The organism is Priestia megaterium NBRC 15308 = ATCC 14581, assembly GCF_000832985.1.
Classification (GTDB): domain Bacteria; phylum Bacillota; class Bacilli; order Bacillales; family Bacillaceae_H; genus Priestia; species Priestia megaterium.
This window is the reverse complement of the sequence record NZ_CP009920.1, coordinates 3154758-3173594: the sequence shown is the minus strand read 5'-3', so window position 1 is coordinate 3173594 and position 18837 is coordinate 3154758. Positions and strand designations below refer to the sequence as shown.

Here is an 18837-nt window from a genome sequence, read left to right as displayed (position 1 = left end):
AACCCCCAATCAAACGTGTTGATTAATGGTTCGTTTTTCACTTCGTCTAACATACTTTTGTCCCAGCTTCGTTTTGCTTTGTGAGCATACTGACTGCCCACATTACGATAAAGTTGACAAGCAGCGCAATAAATCCGACATTGATATCCTTCATTTGCTGAGGCAGTGACGGAAATAACGTCCCAATAGTAGATCCGCTGATTGTAATATAGGCTACTACAATAATTCCAGCAACAATCCCCCACGCTGCTCCTTGTTTCGTTACAAAGTTATTTTTCTTCAAACTGAAAAGCAGAGATGGAAACAGCTGTGTCATTAGGCTATAGCCCATTAAAATAATTGTTGACAGCGTCGTTCCTCCGTTTAGCGTAAAGTAAACGGAAATGAGAGCCACAACGGGTACAAAGCTTTTCGCTAAACGGGCAATACGCCCTTCGCTTGCTTGAGGAGCAAACGGTTTGTATATGTTTTTAGCCAGCAGCGTTGATGCACTCATTAACAGCATCGATCCCGGCACAAGCGCTGTCAGCAAACCCGCTCCTCCTATAATTCCAATAAACCAAGGATCAAAGGTTTGGATTGAGATCCGTAATAGGGCAAGATCCACGTCTCCTCCGCTTAAACCAGGAACTTTTAAAATAGCTGCAAATCCAACAAAAAATACAAAGAGCAGCATCAGCGTATAAAGAGGACTAATGATTGCATTTTTACGAAATACCTTTGCATTTTTCGCTGTATAGCTTGAACTAAACACCTGCGGCCACATATAAAACCCAAGTACTAGTAAAATAACGGTCGAAATAAACCACGAGACGCTTAATCCTTGCTCAGGAAACTTTAAAAATCCCGGCTTCGCTGTATTCACCGCTTCAAACATTGGCCCGTATCCTCCGTAATAATGAAAAGGTAAATAAATGCCTAAAAACCCAATTACAGCAAGCATCATAATGTCTTTAATAACGGCCGTCCATGCAGAACCGTGGATACCGGATATCATAACATACAGCGTTAAACTGATAGCTCCCATCCAAATGGCTGCCGGCATTGAAATGGCACCGTAGGATGCTTGTGATACAATAATCCCCAATCCTTTTAACTGCACAACGATAACAGGAATGACAGCAATCACTCCTACAGCAGCTACAAGCACACCAAGGTAAGGGCTTTTATATTTGCTTACAAAAAAATCAGGCTGCGAGACGAGCTTATGATCTCTTGCATACTTCCAAATAACAGGAAGAAGCCAGTATGATAAGACATATGATAAGCTAATATAAATTAACACATAAAGTGCAGGAGCTCCTTTTCCATAAGCCCATCCGCTTCCGCCTAGAAACGAAAATGTTGTATAGATTTCTCCGGCCATCAGCACAAACACTAAAACAGCCCCGAAACCGCGTCCGCCTACCGTCCACTGCTCCAAGTTCATATCCTTGCCTTTGGTTGATCGTATGCCAAGAAAAATAGCTGCCACTAAAAATAGTAAAATAATAATAAGTGCACTATTCATTCTTCTTCCCCTTCCCGATTTCTGGGATCAAGCTTGTACATAACCCCTAAAATAATGGACGTAAGCACCACCCATATCACCATCCAAAACATATTGAACGGCATACCGAGAACAAACGGAGTGACTCGGTTAACAAAAGGGAGAAAACCTAATATGCCTACGAACGGAAGGACAGACAAAATATAGATAAATTTCATGACTAAACTCCTCCGACTTTCTAAAACTAACTTCTTTATATTATCACATATTCCGTGTATTCAATGAAGGAATGCTTGCGTTTAAGCTGAAATAATCTCCAAAAGATAAAATATTCTGTACTATTTTACAAAAATACTGTTTTAATTTTTCTGAATAAATAGTATAATTTCTTCTTATAGTTCGCAGGAGGTATCGTACAGATGAAAACAATAGAGAAAATCAGTACATTTGCAGGAAAAACATTTACGCTTTGGGTTATTTTAATTTCCGTTATTGCCTACTCATTCCCAGAGCATTTTGTATGGATTGGAAAGTACATCGTTCCGCTCTTAGGAATTGTCATGTTTGGAATGGGATTAACGCTGTCAGCATCTGATTTCAGCGAAGTATTTCGAAGACCGAAAGAAGTAGCACTAGGCGTGGTGGGACATTTTATCATTATGCCGCTTCTCGCATTTGGTTTGGCGATTGGCTTAGATTTACCAAAAGAAATAGCAGTGGGCGTTATTTTAGTAGGCTGCTGTCCAAGCGGCACATCATCAAACGTAATGGTCTTTTTGGCTCGAGGAAACGTTGCGCTCGCAGTTGCTATCGCTTCTGTTTCAACCATTTTAGCACCGATTGTTACACCGCTTCTTATTTTATTATTTGCAAGCAAGTGGGTCGATATTGATATCATGTCTCTTATTATTTCCATTATACAAGTTGTCATCATTCCCCTTGCTCTTGGATTTACAATCAAAAAGTTTTTTGGAAAAGCTGCAGAAGCAAGTTCCAAAGCTCTTCCCCTTGTTTCAGTAGTCGCGATTGTCTTGATTGTATCTGCCGTTGTGGCAGGAAGCCAAGCACAGCTTGCTAAAACAGGCGGTATCATTTTTGCCGTAGTTGTTCTTCACAACATTCTTGGTTTCACAATCGGCTTCTTCTTTGCCCGCTTATGCGGAATGGATCTAGCCAAACAAAAAGCAGTGGCAATGGAAGTTGGCATGCAAAACTCAGGGCTCGGCGTCACCATTGCTTCCACTCACTTTTCGCCGCTAGCCGCTGTCCCAAGTGCCATCTTCAGCGTCTGGCACAACATCTCAGGCTCAGTTCTTGCCTTTATCTTTAGCAAACTAAAAGACAAAAACCAGCCTTCGTCTGATAAAAAAATGGCTGGGTAATACAATAAACCTATAAGGGAAGCACAAAAAACTTTTACCTAGGCGAATGCCACCAACCCCGCAAGGGGGGCGGCATTCGCTTAGGTATAGAAAAAAGAGACATGGCGCTTTTGCCATGTCTCTTTTTTCCACATCGATTAAAAACTATTAGCCTCTTCCTGCTTGGAAAGAAGGGTATTTCGTCATACCACCATCAGCAAATAATGTAATACCTGTTACATAGCTTGCTTGTGATGATGCTAAGAATGCTGCAACTGCTGCTACTTCTTCTGGTTTACCGATGTAACCCATTGGAATCATGCTTTCTACGTCTGCACGTTGTACAGGATCTGCAAATTTCTCTGCGTTAATTGGTGTGTTCATCGCACCTGGTCCAATGTTATTTACGCGGATACCTTTTGGCGCATATTCAAGAGCCAATGTTTCCGTCATTAGTTTCATACCGCCTTTACTTGCTGCGTAATGAACAAATAATGGCCAAGGAATCATTTCATGAACACTAGACATGTTAATAACGTTTCCTTTAATGTCGTTTTCAACAAAATATTTGATTGCTTCACGGCTTCCTAAGAATGCACCTGTTAAGTTTGTATCAATAACTTTATTCCAGTTGTCTAAAGATAACTCATGAGAAGGAACTGGGTTTTCAACACCAGCGTTATTAATCATAACGTCTAATGTACCGAATTCTTTAATAGCTGTTTGAACAAGGTTTACAACATCTTCTTCTTTTGTTACGTCGCCTTGAACGATGATTGCTTGTCCGCCTGCTTCTTCTACTTCTTTTTTCGCATCTAAAGCTTCTTCTTCATTGTTGTAATAGTTAATAACAACTTTTGCTTCTTCTTGACCGAAACGAACAGCCATTGCGCGTCCTAAACCTGTTGATCCACCTGTAATTACAACTACTTTATCTTTTAAATCTGTATACATCATAAAATCCTCCTAGTGTTTTCATTTATTCATACATACTATCATTAACTTTTACGTAAACGTTAACTTTTAGCCATTCCGAGGAATACGCCACCTAAAATGATGAGCACAATACCAATCGTAATTGAAATAAGCTGACGCTTTGTTTTCTTTTCTCCAAGTAAGAAGATACCGCCAAGCGTTGAAATAACGATTCCCATTTGTGATAATGAGAAGCTTGTTGCAACCCCTACTTTAGGTTGAGAAATAAATAAGAACATATTACCAGCTGCCCAAATGAGGCCTGGAATAATGTTGCGAATTGCGTATTTATTAAACGGTTTGTGTTTATAAGTAAGTATAAGTCCACCAATTAACATACCAATTGCTTGTGGGAATAGTGCCGACCAGCCGTCTACATTAAATAAACGAGCGACAACTACATACACTAAGTATCCAATTGTTGAAATAATAAGGGTAATGATCCCTTTTTTGAATTGTCCAGATTGCTCTGGGTTTTTTTCGCTTTCTAGTGATGTTAGCACGATACCAATAACAATGAAAATAAGAGCTAACACGCCTAAAATAACGGTTGTTGTTGTTGACCACTCGTGAAACACGATAACACCGAACAGCGATGTCGTCACAAGCTGCATACCAGTTGAAATTGGCATGGTTTTTGAAACACCAATATAATCAATCGTTTTCAACTGATTACTTTGCCCAACTGCCCAAAATAATCCCGAAACGATTCCGACAATAAAAATAAGCGGCGTCAACACTGGATGAACTACGAAATAAATAACGGCTGAAAAGATCAGCGCACCAATTGTAGTCCCAAGCGTTTGACTGTAAGGACCTCCGCCCAATTTAACGTTAAACAGGACAATACTTCCCCAGAAAATCGCAGGAAGAATAGCCAAAAGGATATCCATTTGATACTAACCTTCTTTCTCAAACTCTTGATGTAATTGTAAATTTAAAGTACCTTTTACTTAACTAGGTAACTTTATGTAACCAATCTTAGACCTTTTTTCTTGATACGTCAATAATAATATGTCGATTTTGTGACTTTTTTTAAAAACTTTACAATACAGCGTTTCCAAGCTACTGAAAGTTTTGAAAATAAAAAAAGATAGCCTTTTCATTATCCAAATGCTAGTATATAATAACATTACAAGAGTTACTTTTAATATCCTATATACGATAAAGTAGGTGGCATGAATGAATGAATTTGATGAGTTATGTCCAAAAGTGTGGAAAACGTTTGATATAATAGGAAAAAGATGGAACGGGTTAATTATTTATGTCCTGATGAGCGGTCCTAAACGCTTTAGTGAAATTCACAGCAGCATTCCCTCTTTAAGTAAACGAATGTTAACCGAACGAATGAAAGAGTTAGAAGAAGAAGGCATTGTAATCCGGCACGTTATTCCTGAACGTCCGGTTCGTATTGAATATATCTTAACTAAAAAAGGATCAGAGCTTGGTACGATCTTAGGCCCCGTCAGCAAGTGGGCAAAAACATGGATAAAATAAAAAAGCCTCTTTGGAGGCTTTTTTTACGTTTGGTAGAGGATATAATTATTTTTCCCTTCTCTTTTTCCTTTATATAACGCATCATCTGCATTTTTTAATAATGAAGCAGCCGATTCCCCGTCTTCTGGATAAATAGAGACACCGATGGTAGTTGTTGTGCACAAACAATAGCCTCGTACATTCCAGCTTTGCTGAAGAGATACGTGAATTCGCCTAGCAATTTGTTCAATTTCTCGTCCATTTGTTACGTTTAAAATAATGATAAACTCATCTCCGCCCAAACGATAAATGCGATCGCCTTTCCTCACACAGCTTTTTAACCTCTTCGTGTATGCTTTTAGAAATTCGTCGCCTATATGATGGCCATATTCATCGTTAATCTGCTTAAAATTATCACAGTCGAGAAACAAAAGCGCAAAAAACTCATCGCTTTTTTGCTTCCCTTTTTCAATTACTTTGTTTAACTCTTTTAATAACATCGCCCGGTTGGGAAGACCTGTTAAACTATCGTGAGTGGCTTCAAAATGAAGTTTATTTTCTAGCGCTTTTTGTTCTGTAATATCATTATGAATCGAGACATAATAAGTAATATTTCCCTCTATATCTTTTAATGGCACAATTGTGTTCGATACCCAGTATAACTGATTATGCTTCGTCCACATTTCAAGCTCGCCTCGCCATACTTTTCCGCTTTTTATTGTCTCACGCAGCTCAGAAAGGTCATGACGAAGCCCTGCATCTCGATAATACTTCCCCAATAAATCTTCTTTTTGATAATCTGAATAACGTATATACATATCGTTTATATACGTGATAGTTCCATTTGCATCTAGAATCATAACGCTAGCTGATTCATCAAGCGCATATTTTATATTTTCAAGTTCTTTCATTGTATAAGCCAGCTGTTCTTCTGCTTCTTTTTGAGGCGTAATATCGTGTAAAATTGCGTAAGCACCAACCGTTTGATTATTTACTTTGACAGGAATGGTTGTAATGTACACGTGCTGTGCGGAATGTTGACTTCTACGAAGTGTTAGCTCTGTGCTGTAGCTGATTGCTTCATATACATTCCAAGACTTGTAATTACAGACTCCCAGCCTTTTAGCAATATCTCGGTAATTTTGGTGCAGCACATCGCTTGCAGAAAGATGAAGCGTTTCTAAGAATGCGCTGTTAATATTTAAAATCGTACCGTCCATATCCAGCATACAAACTGCGTGGTGGTGATTTGTAAACAGCGACTTGTACCACTGTTTACTTTCAATAAGCTCCAGTTCTAACTTTTTAATCGGTGTAATATCTCGGTAAATCACCGAATAGGCGACCAGTTGATTTTGATCATCATAAATCGGTGAACAGCTGACAGATACACACACGCTTTCGCCGCTTTTGGTGTACCTGACTGTTTCATAAGGAAGCAGCGTCTTACCATTTTTTAATTCTTCGATTAATTTAAGGTTTTCTTTTCCCTCTTCTTTTGATACGATGTCCATCTCTTGACGGCTTTTTCCTATAACTTCTTCTTTTCTCCACTGAAATAGCTTTTCAAATGCTCCATTGACTGTTAAGACCTTCTCATTACAATCAGCAATTAGAATGGCATCTACCGTGTTTTCTAGAAACGCATTGAGTAAACGCGTGCTCTCTTCCTGCGTTTTTTTATAATGAATTTCTTGAGCCATGACAAGGACATGTGAAGGGGCCGTCGCTTGATTAAAAAGAGGGGTAAATGTTACTTCATATGCATGCCGGTCGGGCTGAAAAAGCTGTATGTATTGATATTGAATTGGTTCTTTCGTGGCAATAGCTTTTTCACAAAGTGTGTAAAAAAGCAGATTTTCTTCTTTATTGATTATCTTGTCTTCCATTTTTTCAAAGAATTGCTGAGCTGCTTTGTTACATTTTTTATAATATAGATGATGTTTTTCTTGCTGAATTAAAATAACAGGCTGCGGCATATTCATAAAATAAAATTGGAATATCCCTTCACTATACATACTAAATATCCTCCATCTGCCTTCGAACTTTCATTGAACCTTTTATTTCTATATGTAATTCACTCATTATTCCAAAAAAACACGTCTGCTTCACCCCATAAAACCTCATAATTTTTTAATAATTTTAGATACCTATATCATCTTTACGTCTAATTACCTATTTATATATTAGGATACATCATCTATTTAGTGAAGGATATGTTTTAGGAGTGCAGAAGCCTTTCTCGTCTGAATAAACTGCGGTACTTATTATAAGTTAAGTAGGAAGAGATCGACTGCGGCGTGCCCAGCAAATAGCCCTGAGCAGCATGTAGGTTTAACGAAATCGCTGCGGCTAAATCTTTATCTCGTTCAACGCCTTCTAAAATGAGATTCGTATGCGGATAATAGTTAACAAGCAAATCAATCAGATCTTTCTTTTGCTTGCAGTCGGCTAGCCCTTCAGCATAGCTTCGGTCCAATTTCATATAGTGAGGTTCGTACATGCTCACTTGTCTCATCGCTGCAGCCCCTGCTCCAAAATCATCAATCGCAATTTTGAAACCGGCCTCTTTCAAACTCATTACTCGGGTAAAAAGAGCAGGCGATTCCCATAAAATCTTTTCATGAAGCGTTTCATTTAACTCCCATACAATGCGATGCTTCGCGTTTTTATAGGTATTCAACAGATACGTTAAAAACAGCTGAAAATGCGGGTGGAGAAGAGTAGAGGAAAACACATTGATAAATAAATCCTCAGATTTCAATACCTCAAACGGAAAGTTCTTTATAGCCCCTTCAATTGCCATCGTATCAAGCTTGTACAAATAATTATGGCATCTTGCCAGTGAAAACAACTCTTCAATTTGCCCTTTTGCGAAAGCTGTGCGCAGCAAAGCCTCAAAACCCAGCGTCTCCCACGAATTCAACGCATAAATAGGCTGATATACAAACTGAAAGTCTTCATACGTCAGTTCCTTTAAAACATGAGCATCCATTCTTTCGTTTAATCACCTTTCGTTTTCAATATACTATTTCTTCCATAACCTAAACTTATAAAAATATATCCTAAAAACAGCTAATTGTCCATTAAAAGTAAGATATTCCATTAGGCGATTTAGGTATTTTGAGACTTGCTGGAGGCTTATGATAGCAACAAAGAAGTGTTTTAGAGACTTTTATGCTTTTGATAGATAGGCTGTAAAAGATGTTTCAAAAAAGAGATTGAGACATAAGTAACTCGACCCATCTAAAGATGAGCAAATTAAATAAAGGGACTAGTATAGATTGCTTGTGACACCGTGGTTGATTTCCGTGCAAGGCTTCGCTTTCCGCGGGCTGCCGCTGAGCCTCCTCGTCGCTTACGCTCCTGCGGCGGGGTCTCACCTGTTCCGCTTTTCCCGCAGGAGTCTTCGCCTTGCCCTCGAATCAACCGCTAGAAACACCTAATATGTGAAATTTACGTTTATCATATACTTAGCACAATAACCTGTTATCGTTGGCTTGTAATCATAGACAAATTGCTCGTACTAATAAATAGACGCTCGTTGGAAAATTAACGATAATAGCCCCTATAAAGCATTACAAAAAAACATTATACCTACAGCTAATATACTAACAGCTAAAGCAAATCTTATAACTTTCTTCATTTAACTCGCTATCTCTTCTTCTCTATAAATCCCCTACTATTTCCCCTCGTTAAAATGAATATTTTTTAGCATTTTCAAAAACCATTTCTTTCTATCCATTTGATTTGTTTCTGTATTTTCTCCTACACTATCGTATATTAATTTGATTACCTTATCAGAGCTTTTATCTGCTACATATGCGACATAAAGGTTGGGTGGATTTTCTTTACTGTCATGTACTATATGTTGGTTAGTACCACGAAAATATGTATAGGCAGAATTATAATAAATTCTTGTATTAGAGGTTTCTAACTGTTTAGGTTTTTTACTGCCTAATTGTTCTTTAAATAAACTCTCTACATAAATTAATTCTGATTTTGTGTCGTTCTCCGAAAATTTAACATTGATAGCGTACGTTTGTTGATCATTTTCGTAGGGTTTAATATAAGCAGCTGACCAATTTTCATATGATTCGCCATTTCTAGTGTAATCCTCGCGGTATTTATGTAAAACTTGATACTCCTCTGGAAACCACATCGTATACTGTCCTGTCTTTGACTTAAACTCATAAAAACCATCAGCTGCTTTTTTATCTTTGTTCAAGAACTTACGTGTAAAGTGATCATCAAAAGCTGGGACATTTGGATAGCGGCTTTCGTTTATCATCCATATTCCACCTATTAAAATAGCAACTCCTGTAATGATTGCGGGAAGGGTCTTCGTACTTTTTTTCATTGCCATACACTCCCTTTATTATTCTTTTGAAATAAACGGGACTTAATGTAAAGTGTTCAACATATAAAAATCCCTCAGACCACTGTCTGAGGAATAGCAGTATGCCTTATGTTAATTCCCTTTCATCCATTGATTCTTTATATCGAATTTCGTACTCTCTCTTATGCATATCTGTAACAGAATGCATAAAACTCATAATATGCTGAAATGATCCAGTATCATACTGCTGAGCTCGTAGCGTATATCCCCGCTCAGCTGCTTCTAATTTACTTTTAACCGCATCCGAAAACTTACCCGTTTGGTTTTCTAAATAGCTTTTAGCATGCCAAAGCTTTTCATTCACTTCTTGATCCTTCTTGATTAACTCTTTAATCCTTTTTGCCTGCTCGCCTTTGAAATCATCACCATCAAATTCAAACGTATATTTACCGCTCGTTGTTCCTGTGTGTGTAAAATCAAACAATTAAATCCCCCCTACTACTTCTTTCATGCTTTTAATATCTGAAGCTACCGATTCGTCTGCTTCCATCATCTTCTCGAAATTTTGAAAGAACGCTTCAAGAAACTTTTGATAGTATGTAACTTCCTCTTGAATAGAAGAAATGATCTTTTCAACAGGAGTAAATACACTATCGTCTAGCGGATCAAACGTTTTGTCAAACGTCACTTTTTCAGCCACACGCTTTTGTCCAAACCAAGCGAGGGTAGCTCCGTCTTTATCTGCCTTTTCCATAAATGACTGGGGAGAAGCTTCTTCACTGGATATCTTCATTTTTAACTTTTTCTTCTCTGCTTCGAAGACTTCATTAATTTCACTATGTAAATACTGCTTTAGCGCATTTAAGTTTGCTTCTTTGTCTTTAATGGCATTAGCACAGTAATAAACAAACTTCTTCATTTGTTCATAATCTAGCAAGATTTCTTCCTGAGATCCTGAATCAAAAACCTGATAATATGTCTTCATAGCATTAGCTTCTGTGTATTTGACAACATAATTAATTCCGTGGAGTTTTGCTTGTTTACTTTGAGATATTCCTTTAATAAGCTGAAATGTTGCTCCAGGGCTAGTAAATGTATTTACCATTACTGCTGCACCTACTCCTATACCTGCTTTAATCTCTCCAAAATGAAGAAAAGGATATCTTTTTACACTCTCAAGATATTGATCACGTGTTTCTGGCAGGCTAAGCAACGTTTCTTGTTTCACATGATCATTAACAAACCCTAAACCGCCTAATGTTGTCTTTACTCCAAGGTTATATCGGAATTGGTCTATCATATATACTGGGTTCCATTTTGCTTCTTTCTGAAAAGGATATTTTCCAATGTTAATCATTTCTTCTTTATCTAAATCTCCAAGCATGGTTACTTTGTTACCTGCATACCAGCTGTTTGGAAAGGATTGAGCATGCATAGGCTCGCCTTTTACCCAGGTATGGCTGATTCTTTTTACTTCTTTTTCATAATAAGTATTAGCTAGAGATATGAGGTCATTTGAAGATAAATGTCTGCTTGCTCCTCTTTTTCGATTTATATATTCTAAGAAGTCTTTATCAAGGTCTTTGAGTTGTTTAACATTTACAGGAGCATCATTCAACCCTCTTATGTTCACAAAGTTTTTAGTTAACAGACCTAATGTAACTATAAGGTGACCACCTAGAGAATGACCATCTCCATACCTTTTAATTTCAATATCTGATCCTTCCACCTTTTTTTCTACCTCATTGTACATCTCTAAAGCATCATTGATTTGCTTGTTACTTTTTCCTGCTCCAATACCTAATGCATCATAAACCACATCACCAAAATCTTTAGATGGTTCTGTTCCTCTAAAGATATAATATATTTCATTAATATGGTGCTTTTTGTCATAAAAATGAATAGCAGCTCCATCGAAACCAGACTTTTTTCCAATTTTCATGTCCGTACTGCTATAAATCTCAAAATTCGGCGGTTCTTTCCCCATAGTTTCTTTATAGATTTCTTTTATTTCTTTCTCTTTTCCTGATAGATCCTTATATTCAAGTTGAGTTAACTTATTTCTTAAACTATTATCTAAAACAGAATGATTAGCCATTGTGTTCATCCTTATTAAAAGTAATGCTCTTTAATATCTTTATAATCCATTTATCTCGTTCTTCTGCTGACTTTTTAGAAAGATGATCATTTGTACTATCAAAATAAAATTCAATTACACGCTCGGAGTTCTTGTCTGCAATATAACCAGCATATGTAGTTGGAATATGTCTATTAAAGTCCGTAATCACCCTTTTATCTGTTCCTTTAAAATATATGTACGCTCTGTCATAATAAATTTTTGTTGTATCTGTCTGTAACTTTTGAGGGCTAGTACTATGAAAACGTTTCTTAAATAAGCTTTCTACATAGACCTTTTCTTTATCGGGATTTTTCTCAGACAACTCAATGTTAATATATCCTTTATGTCCTTCATTGTTATTATTCGAGGCTTTCCAAAATTCATAGTATGTATCGTCTTTAACATAATCTGATGCATCCTCATGTATTAGTTGATACTCCTCCGGAAACCACATCGTATACTGCCCGGTATTCGACTTAAACTCATAAAACCCGTCATCCACTTTTTTATCTTTGTTTAAGAATTTACGTGTAAAGTGATCATCAAAAGCGGGGACGTTTGGGTATCGGCTTTCGTTTATCATCCATATTCCTCCTATTAAAATAGCAGCTCCTGCAATGACTGCAATAATGGTCTTCGTACGTTTTTTCATTGTCGCACACCCTTTTAGTTATGTTATAACCTATGTTTTATACATGTTCGATACTATCATACTTATAATGGGAGAGTCATAAGCAGAACGAATCAAAGAACCATAATTAGGAAGTGGTTATTTTTTACTATCACTTACCCTTTCTATTAAAGAAATAATCACTTCTTTTTTTATCATTGTTACCTTTATTAATGATTTCTCTCAATAAAGAAAACCCCACTTTCAAAAAAGTGAGGTTGATTACATAATATAAGCCATTTACTGAATGTTTCGCTCTTCTTGTGCCAGCACATCAATTTCAGCATCAATCTTTACGCTGTGGGTTTTTCCATCAGGTCCAAGAATCACAATTTCGTACTGCTTGTTAGTGAGAACAATCGATTCGATAATACCTTTATGCTGTCTTAACGCATATGCTTTTGCACGGCTTTTAGTTAAAGGAATCGTTTTTTCTTTCAAAATACTGCCGGTTTCGGCGTTAATTTTTACTTTGTGCTCTTCTCCGTTTAACGTAAGGATATCTACTATATAAATAGGAAGAGTGAGTATTTTACTCAGCGATATGGATTTGACAATGCCTTTATATTCTTTTAATGCGAGAAGCTTTGCTTGTTCTTTCAACAAAAGAGATCGTTTTTCAGAAATCATTTGACGCCATCCTTTCTAGTTTATAAAACGGACTGCTGTTTCAATTTCTTAACGTACCATACCCTATGTATACGTCTACTAACTAGTATAGCGGGCTTGTCTTAAATTTATCTTAATATTACATGAAAGATAGCTGAAGAAAGCTGTTATTCACTGAAAAAACTAGACCTGGTTAGATCTAGCTTCTTATTGGTGAATGTGAATTCTACATTTTTTTCGTTTCGAATCGTTCTACGGCTCTCATTTGTTTGATTGATGGGGATTTGTGGACGCACATGCCTAGATGGACTTTTTGAAGCAAATAGGGATCAATGTAAAAACCATTTTGAAAGATGTTTTCTTTTTCCTGTTCGTCATGAAATTTGGAGCATCTTACACAGTAATACATATCATAACCTCCTTGCGGACTATTTTATAAACGGGGATAGTTGGGAATGGTATATTTACCTACATCATATGGAAAAGAACAAAAGTCGTGCTTGTTTAGGGAAAATGTCCGAAAAGAAGAAGGCTTATCTGTGGGCTAAAACACTGGATTTTAAAAATGATTATTTAGAACATAAATCAGTTTAATCGTAATAAAAAAGCCTCTTTCAAAAAGAAAAGAGGCTTTTTTATTAATTTGTTACTTTTGCGCTGTTTTGATGCCAGTTCCAAGCTGATGCGATGATTTTTTCTAATGAAATTTGCGCTTTCCAGCCTAATTCTGCATGAATTTTATCAGAAGATGCAACTAGGCGTGCCGGATCTCCAGCGCGACGGTCTGCCATTACAACATTCGCTTTTTTACCGGTTACTTTTTCACACGTTTCGATCACTTCTTTTACAGAGTAGCCAAGTCCGTTTCCAAGATTGTACGTTGCTGTTTTCTTCGAGCCGTCTAACAATGCCTGAAGCGCTGAAATATGAGCATTCGCTAGGTCCGTTACGTGAATGTAGTCACGGATGCACGTTCCGTCTGCAGTATCGTAGTCTGAGCCGAATACAGAGATGTTTTCACGTTCACCAAGAAGGTGCTGAAGAATGATCGGAATCAAGTGCGTTTCAGGATCATGGCACTCGCCAATTTCTGCTGTTTCGTAAGCACCCGCTGCGTTGAAGTAACGAAGCACCACATATTCCATATCGTAGGCACTTGCAAAGTCAGCTAAAATCTGTTCAATCATTAACTTTGAACGTCCGTACGGATTTATTGGGTTTGTTGCCGTATCTTCTGTAATAATATCTACAGAAGGAATCCCATATGTAGCAGCAGTAGATGAAAAAATAAACTTTTTCACATGGTGCTTCATCATCGTTTGTAAAAGGGTTAACGTCGCAGCTACGTTGTTTTGATAATATTTAAGAGGATCTGTTACTGACTCCCCTACTAAACTATTAGCAGCAAAATGCATGACAGCATCAATTTTATGATTTGTGAATACGCTTTCTAAATCTTTCTCATTACCTAGATTTCCTTCTACGAATACCGCTTTCTCATCGATTGCCCAGCGATGACCCGTTGATAGATTATCAAGCACCACAACTTCATTTGTTTTCACTAATTCTTTTACTAGGTGGCTTCCGATATAGCCTGCTCCTCCGATGACTAAAATCATACTGTCAGTCAGCTCCTTTTTATTAAGTGTCGCTACAGATATCGTACCCGTTTCTTTTCCATTTGTAAATATTTCATTTTTCAGTATATGATACCGCAGCTGTCTCTTTTAATTAGTATATCTACTAATTGTGAACTGAGTGTGAAGATATTCGTTTCTGCTCAAAAACCCGTGCGTGTAGGCAACGGGTTTTCTTCTTAGATTTGCTGAGGCACTTTCTTCATATCTTTCACTTTATTTTTTAATGGAAGCATGCCTTCAATATGGCATTCAATACAGTCCCCGTCTTCAATAACAGCGGGTCCCGGCGTTCCTGTTAGAATGATATCACCTGGATGCAGCGTCATGACTTTTGAGAAAAATGAAACACAGTATGCGATGTCGTAAATCATATTAGACACTGTATTTTCATGCTGCATGTCTCCGTTTAGCAATGTGCGCACTTGAAGTGATTTCACATTTGATATACTTTCTTTTGTAATAAATTCTGAGCCTATACTGCAAAATGTATCAAAGCTTTTCGCTCGCATTAAGTAGCGATGATTCGCCGCATGAATATCAGCTGCGGTTACGTCAATTGCTGACGTATAACCAGCAATTACATTTATGGCTTCATCTGGCTCTATATCCTTACACGTTTCACCGATTACCACCGCTAGTTCCGCTTCAGCCGTTGTTTTGTAGGACTGCTTTGGAATACGAATGCTGTCATCTGGTCCAATAATGGCGGTTGCGGGTTTTAAAAAACTAACTGGATCAATGGCACGGTTGTAGTCTTTTAATTTTTCTTCAGAAGCCGCATAATTAAACCCAATGCCTAACAATTTCGACGGGTTACTAATGATAGGAGCTGTTTTTCTGCCCTGCAAGTGCAGTACGGGAAAAGAGCTGTTCATACCAAATTTATTATGGGCGTACCATGTTTCAAGGTGGCGAAGTTCTTTATATTGAATAAGATCCCAAATTGTTGTAGACCAGTTTGTTAAATATTTAGTATTGATATCTTCTATAAGCAGAATGCTGTCATTGTCTAAAATGGCTGCTTGTTCTTTCCCTTGCTCTATTATATTTACTAACTTCATGATACGCTCCTTACCGATGCTTGAATGATACGACCGCTGTTTTCTTTCACCCAATTTAATAATTTTTCATCTTGGTTGTATCCTGCAATAAAAGATAAACCGACTGGCAAACCGTCTAGTTCTCCTGCAGGTATCGTAACTTGGGGAAGACCGCTCAGGCCGGCAATACACGTCATTTGAAGTGTTCGCAATCTTCTGTTTTCTAACTCCGGTCCTCTTGCATCTTTTACAGGCGCGGGTCCTGGAGCTGTAGGAAGGACTAATATTCCTTCTTCCCCAAGCTGTGAGTACATAAAATAGCGAAGTTCACGACGCTTTTCTTCTATATAATTCATATTTAATAATGTAAGAGTGCTGGCCCATTGAAAGCGGCTTCCAATGTCTTCTCCAAACGTTGGGTTTTCTTTTTGAATCCACTCTCCGTGCGTTTGCCAGATTTCTTTTCCTTGCAGCAAACGGAAGGTTTCCATATATGCAGAAAAACCCTGAGGAGCAATCGCTATCTCTTCTATAGTAGAGAAAGACTCCATTACGTGGCTGATAGACGGCGCAAGAGCTCGCATGCTTTGTTCATCCACAAGTTCCATCACATCTGTTGGTACATACAGCCGTGTAAATCCACTAGCACGCGACGTTGAATTTAATAAAACCGCTCCTACTTTTTGCAGAGTGTGGCCGTCTCTAGCCATTACACCAACTGTATCAAAGCTTGGAGCAAGTGGAATCAGACCGTTTGTAGAAATGCGTCCGTGAGAAGGACGATACCCAAAAATACCGCAGTAGCTTGAAGGAATTCGAACCGATCCTCCCGTATCTGTTCCAATCGCAAAATCAGTTAGTCCCGCTGCGACAGCAACCGCTGATCCGCTTGAAGAACCTCCCGGAATTCGATCTGCGCTTTTTGGGTTTACGGGTGTTCCGTAATGCGCGTTTTCTCCATTTAATCCGTACATAAGCTCATCGGTATGCGTAACTCCCTTTAGTGCAGCTCCTTCTTTTAAAAGAGCAGCTACTACGTCTGCATGTTCGCTTGCAGGCTGATGCGTGGCGAGCCAATCTGGATTTCCCGCACTTGATATATGTCCTTGTACATCAAATACGTCTTTTAACGCAAAACTCAAGTTATTTAACATTCCCGTTCCCGTTGGAGGTACGTAAAGGTCACTGTCTACAAATGCGTTCCACGTATCTTTCATTCAACCATCTCCTCATTTCTTATATCTGTTTAGAATATAAAATTTGGAATAAGCTGGTCAATGAATGTGTCAGGTCTGTTAACACTAATATTATGTAAATCTTCCAGTTTCTCTTTTCCTAGAGAAACTAGCCGTTTCATTTCCCTTTTAGCACGTTTGCGAGTAAAGTAGAAACATATCATTTTACGAAAAGGACTATCGCGATGGAACAATCTACTACGCTTTTCTTATTTATTTTATTAGCTTTTGTGCTAACAAGAGGCATTCCCTTTATAGGTTCATTTGCTCCTAGCATTAATCAGCTGCTTCGGCATATTGGACGTTATTTTTCAAATTTAAATACGATGTTTCATGAAGATGGCCACGCGTTAATGGGGCTTATTGTCGGAAAAGGCGTCAATCGCATTGAGCTTTATACCAATAATGAAGGCGTAGCTGTGACTGCCACCTACGCAGGATCCCGTGGATGGCTGCCGCGCGTTATTATTGCTTTAGCCGGCTACCCGTTCAGCTCAGCAATGGCTTATCTGTTTTTCTACCTGCTCGTTCACCATCACTACGACTGGCTTTTTTACGGGTTAGGAAGTGTTGTTGTTATTAATTTACTGCTTTGGGTACGTAACGGATACGGAATTGTGTGGCTTTTTTCTATCGGTTTGATCCTCGGAGGTATTTATTATTTACAAGACCCACAGCTTACACGCTACAGCATGATGTTTGTTGGTGCACTCTTACTTGTAGAATCTCTATTTTCTGCCTTTATTATTTTTGTGTTAAGCATCAAATATCCACACGATGCAGGTGACGCTACGAGTTTAAAGCAGCTTACCCATCTTTCAGCACGCTTTTGGGGTTTTTTATTTTTCGCACAGGCCGTGTACGTGGCTTATTTAATTTTTCAACTGATTTATTAAAGACAAAATTCTATGATTTCCTAAGAAAAGTTTGGGTATTTTATAATTTAAAGGAAAAATTTACTTTCATGCACTAAATAATGGTTTACGAGTTCCCTTAATGAGGTATATATTGGGTACTATGAAGTCGTAAAGAGGTGTGGGATACTTGTCATTATTCTTAAAGTGGAAGCAAAAGAAGCAGGAAAAAGAAGCAGAGCGTGTTTTTGAGGAATCAATCTCAAAAAGAAAAGACTACTGGAACACAATTGGACATGTAGACGGAGACGTATTAACTCATTTGTTAAATCCCATGTTTTTTGGCGGGCCTGCTTGGCCATCTGGACGTCAAACATTTATTCGCGTTCAAAAAACAGAGACGGTTATTCTCGCAAGCGACGGCTTGTCCGATCCGTTTCAATCACCCGAAGAAAAGAGCCGAAAGCAAGGAAAAGGATTAGAATTCTATATCGAATGCGATGATGAATCTCTGCGCGGACCTTTATCTGATATCCAGGATCACTGGGCATTTGACCTTCTTTATCAAATGAGTCAAAATGCTGCCGCTCATCCTAATATGCTAGAACTATTCATGAAGCACGATATTCTTTCAATTGAATTTACTGATTTGGACGTACCGTCTCATTTTGTAAATGAAAATGGAGAAATTGGTGTATTGCTAGGCGTTCAGTCTCCTTCTGTTTCAGCTAGCCTCTCTTTACCTTACGAATCTATTAAACTGATTAGCATGAAGCTTCTTACACCAAACGAATTAGAGTATGTACGCGAACAAGGAGCGCAAGGACGCAGGCAGCTTGCTGAAACATTTCAGCTGTCAAAAAGTTATCATATTACCATGACTAAAAGAGAATCTCTTATTTAAAAGAGGTTCTTTTTTTATTTCTGCTATTGAAATAGAGCCCTGTAGAATATACTCCTTATTTACATGTAACTCAAGTTCACATACTTTTTTAAAGCTGCTTTTCATATGAGCGTACTATTTTTGATT

The 18837-nt window shown here is 37.9% G+C and carries 20 protein-coding genes; 4 read left to right on the top strand and 16 right to left on the bottom strand.

All coding sequences use genetic code 11. The features are described from left to right. Positions 1-46 precede the first annotated feature (46 nt). Both BG04_RS16710 and BG04_RS16705 read right to left on the bottom strand, forming a co-directional pair. Positions 47-1510, bottom strand: a complete 1464-nt coding sequence (locus BG04_RS16710) for a sodium:solute symporter family protein (protein ID WP_034653915.1) — start codon at positions 1508-1510, stop codon at positions 47-49. Further along, complete coding sequence (locus BG04_RS16705; RefSeq protein ID WP_013055761.1) at positions 1507-1707, bottom strand: DUF3311 domain-containing protein; 201 nt, start codon at positions 1705-1707, stop codon at positions 1507-1509. Before BG04_RS16705 ends, BG04_RS16710 begins: the two co-directional genes overlap by 4 nt. A gap of 201 nt (positions 1708-1908) precedes the next feature. Between BG04_RS16705 and BG04_RS16700 the strand changes: the two genes are divergently transcribed. After that, positions 1909-2871: a bile acid:sodium symporter family protein gene (locus BG04_RS16700; RefSeq protein WP_013082056.1), complete on the top strand. Its 963-nt coding sequence runs from the start codon at positions 1909-1911 to the stop codon at positions 2869-2871. Positions 2872-3018: 147 nt separating this feature from the next. Here BG04_RS16700 and gdh read toward each other — a convergent pair whose 3' ends face one another. Next, positions 3019-3804: a glucose 1-dehydrogenase gene (gene gdh, locus BG04_RS16695; protein ID WP_013055759.1), complete on the bottom strand. Its 786-nt coding sequence runs from the start codon at positions 3802-3804 to the stop codon at positions 3019-3021. 62 nt (positions 3805-3866) lie between these two features. Further along, positions 3867-4718, bottom strand: a complete 852-nt coding sequence (locus BG04_RS16690; RefSeq protein ID WP_014461263.1) for a GRP family sugar transporter — start codon at positions 4716-4718, stop codon at positions 3867-3869. Between the two features lie 289 nt (positions 4719-5007). On the opposite strand from BG04_RS16690, the gene BG04_RS16685 reads away from it, so the two are divergent. Beyond that, a complete protein-coding gene (locus BG04_RS16685) occupies positions 5008-5322 on the top strand; it encodes a winged helix-turn-helix transcriptional regulator (RefSeq protein WP_013082054.1) in 315 nt (104 codons plus the stop codon). 23 nt (positions 5323-5345) lie between these two features. Here the strand turns inward: BG04_RS16685 and BG04_RS16680 are convergent, their stop codons facing one another. From BG04_RS16680 to BG04_RS16630, 12 genes are all read right to left on the bottom strand, one after another. Continuing rightward, entirely contained in the window at positions 5346-7319 is a 1974-nt protein-coding gene (locus BG04_RS16680; protein WP_034653918.1) for a diguanylate cyclase domain-containing protein, read from the bottom strand. Between the two features lie 203 nt (positions 7320-7522). Then, complete coding sequence (locus BG04_RS16675) at positions 7523-8296, bottom strand: EAL domain-containing protein (RefSeq protein WP_034653920.1); 774 nt, start codon at positions 8294-8296, stop codon at positions 7523-7525. 266 nt (positions 8297-8562) lie between these two features. Beyond that, on the bottom strand, positions 8563-8730 hold the full coding sequence (locus BG04_RS30995; RefSeq protein WP_168797077.1) for a hypothetical protein: 168 nt from the start codon (positions 8728-8730) through the stop codon (positions 8563-8565). Between the two features lie 253 nt (positions 8731-8983). Further along, entirely contained in the window at positions 8984-9661 is a 678-nt protein-coding gene (locus BG04_RS16670) for a hypothetical protein (protein ID WP_034653921.1), read from the bottom strand. Between the two features lie 106 nt (positions 9662-9767). Continuing rightward, on the bottom strand, positions 9768-10124 hold the full coding sequence (locus tag BG04_RS16665; RefSeq protein WP_034653922.1) for a hypothetical protein: 357 nt from the start codon (positions 10122-10124) through the stop codon (positions 9768-9770). Continuing rightward, positions 10125-11738, bottom strand: coding sequence for a DUF6792 domain-containing protein (locus tag BG04_RS16660; protein WP_034653923.1), 1614 nt, complete (start codon positions 11736-11738; stop codon positions 10125-10127). Beyond that, complete coding sequence (locus tag BG04_RS16655) at positions 11731-12411, bottom strand: hypothetical protein (RefSeq protein ID WP_034653925.1); 681 nt, start codon at positions 12409-12411, stop codon at positions 11731-11733. The genes BG04_RS16660 and BG04_RS16655 overlap by 8 nt, the downstream gene beginning before the upstream one ends. Before the next feature lie 258 nt (positions 12412-12669). Further along, positions 12670-13059, bottom strand: a complete 390-nt coding sequence (locus BG04_RS16650) for a PepSY domain-containing protein (RefSeq protein ID WP_034653927.1) — start codon at positions 13057-13059, stop codon at positions 12670-12672. Positions 13060-13264: 205 nt separating this feature from the next. After that, a complete protein-coding gene (locus BG04_RS16645) occupies positions 13265-13447 on the bottom strand; it encodes a DUF3973 domain-containing protein (RefSeq protein WP_013055747.1) in 183 nt (60 codons plus the stop codon). A gap of 229 nt (positions 13448-13676) precedes the next feature. Beyond that, a complete protein-coding gene (galE, locus tag BG04_RS16640; RefSeq protein WP_034653928.1) occupies positions 13677-14657 on the bottom strand; it encodes a UDP-glucose 4-epimerase GalE in 981 nt (326 codons plus the stop codon). Positions 14658-14854: 197 nt separating this feature from the next. Then, complete coding sequence (locus tag BG04_RS16635) at positions 14855-15739, bottom strand: fumarylacetoacetate hydrolase family protein (protein ID WP_034653929.1); 885 nt, start codon at positions 15737-15739, stop codon at positions 14855-14857. After that, positions 15736-16935, bottom strand: a complete 1200-nt coding sequence (locus BG04_RS16630; protein WP_034653931.1) for an amidase — start codon at positions 16933-16935, stop codon at positions 15736-15738. The genes BG04_RS16635 and BG04_RS16630 overlap by 4 nt, the downstream gene beginning before the upstream one ends. 203 nt (positions 16936-17138) lie before the next feature. Here BG04_RS16630 and BG04_RS16625 point away from each other — a divergent pair, with 203 nt between their 5' ends. Further along, the gene (locus BG04_RS16625; RefSeq protein ID WP_034653933.1) at positions 17139-17849 is read left to right on the top strand and encodes a M50 family metallopeptidase; all 711 of its coding nucleotides are present in this window, start codon (positions 17139-17141) and stop codon (positions 17847-17849) included. Between the two features lie 148 nt (positions 17850-17997). After that, entirely contained in the window at positions 17998-18711 is a 714-nt protein-coding gene (locus BG04_RS16620) for a suppressor of fused domain protein (RefSeq protein WP_034653935.1), read from the top strand. Positions 18712-18837: the final 126 nt, after the last annotated feature.

Bases quoted from the DNA above. Each gene is read 5' to 3' on its own strand.
- gdh (WP_013055759.1), bottom strand. From the start codon at position 3,804: ATGTATACAGATTTAAAAGATAAAGTAGTTGTAATTACAGGTGGATCA.
- BG04_RS16675 (WP_034653920.1), bottom strand. From the start codon at position 8,296: ATGGATGCTCATGTTTTAAAGGAACTGACGTATGAAGACTTTCAGTTT.
- BG04_RS16660 (WP_034653923.1), bottom strand. From the start codon at position 11,738: ATGGCTAATCATTCTGTTTTAGATAATAGTTTAAGAAATAAGTTAACT.
- BG04_RS16690 (WP_014461263.1), bottom strand. From the start codon at position 4,718: ATGGATATCCTTTTGGCTATTCTTCCTGCGATTTTCTGGGGAAGTATT.
- BG04_RS16705 (WP_013055761.1), bottom strand. From the start codon at position 1,707: ATGAAATTTATCTATATTTTGTCTGTCCTTCCGTTCGTAGGCATATTA.
- BG04_RS16670 (WP_034653921.1), bottom strand. From the start codon at position 9,661: ATGAAAAAAAGTACGAAGACCCTTCCCGCAATCATTACAGGAGTTGCT.
- BG04_RS16645 (WP_013055747.1), bottom strand. From the start codon at position 13,447: ATGTATTACTGTGTAAGATGCTCCAAATTTCATGACGAACAGGAAAAA.
- galE (WP_034653928.1), bottom strand. From the start codon at position 14,657: ATGATTTTAGTCATCGGAGGAGCAGGCTATATCGGAAGCCACCTAGTA.
- BG04_RS16625 (WP_034653933.1), top strand. From the start codon at position 17,139: ATGGAACAATCTACTACGCTTTTCTTATTTATTTTATTAGCTTTTGTG.
- BG04_RS16630 (WP_034653931.1), bottom strand. From the start codon at position 16,935: ATGAAAGATACGTGGAACGCATTTGTAGACAGTGACCTTTACGTACCT.
- BG04_RS16650 (WP_034653927.1), bottom strand. From the start codon at position 13,059: ATGATTTCTGAAAAACGATCTCTTTTGTTGAAAGAACAAGCAAAGCTT.
- BG04_RS16685 (WP_013082054.1), top strand. From the start codon at position 5,008: ATGAATGAATTTGATGAGTTATGTCCAAAAGTGTGGAAAACGTTTGAT.
- BG04_RS16700 (WP_013082056.1), top strand. From the start codon at position 1,909: ATGAAAACAATAGAGAAAATCAGTACATTTGCAGGAAAAACATTTACG.
- BG04_RS16680 (WP_034653918.1), bottom strand. From the start codon at position 7,319: ATGTATAGTGAAGGGATATTCCAATTTTATTTTATGAATATGCCGCAG.
- BG04_RS16655 (WP_034653925.1), bottom strand. From the start codon at position 12,411: ATGAAAAAACGTACGAAGACCATTATTGCAGTCATTGCAGGAGCTGCT.
- BG04_RS16710 (WP_034653915.1), bottom strand. From the start codon at position 1,510: ATGAATAGTGCACTTATTATTATTTTACTATTTTTAGTGGCAGCTATT.
- BG04_RS16635 (WP_034653929.1), bottom strand. From the start codon at position 15,739: ATGAAGTTAGTAAATATAATAGAGCAAGGGAAAGAACAAGCAGCCATT.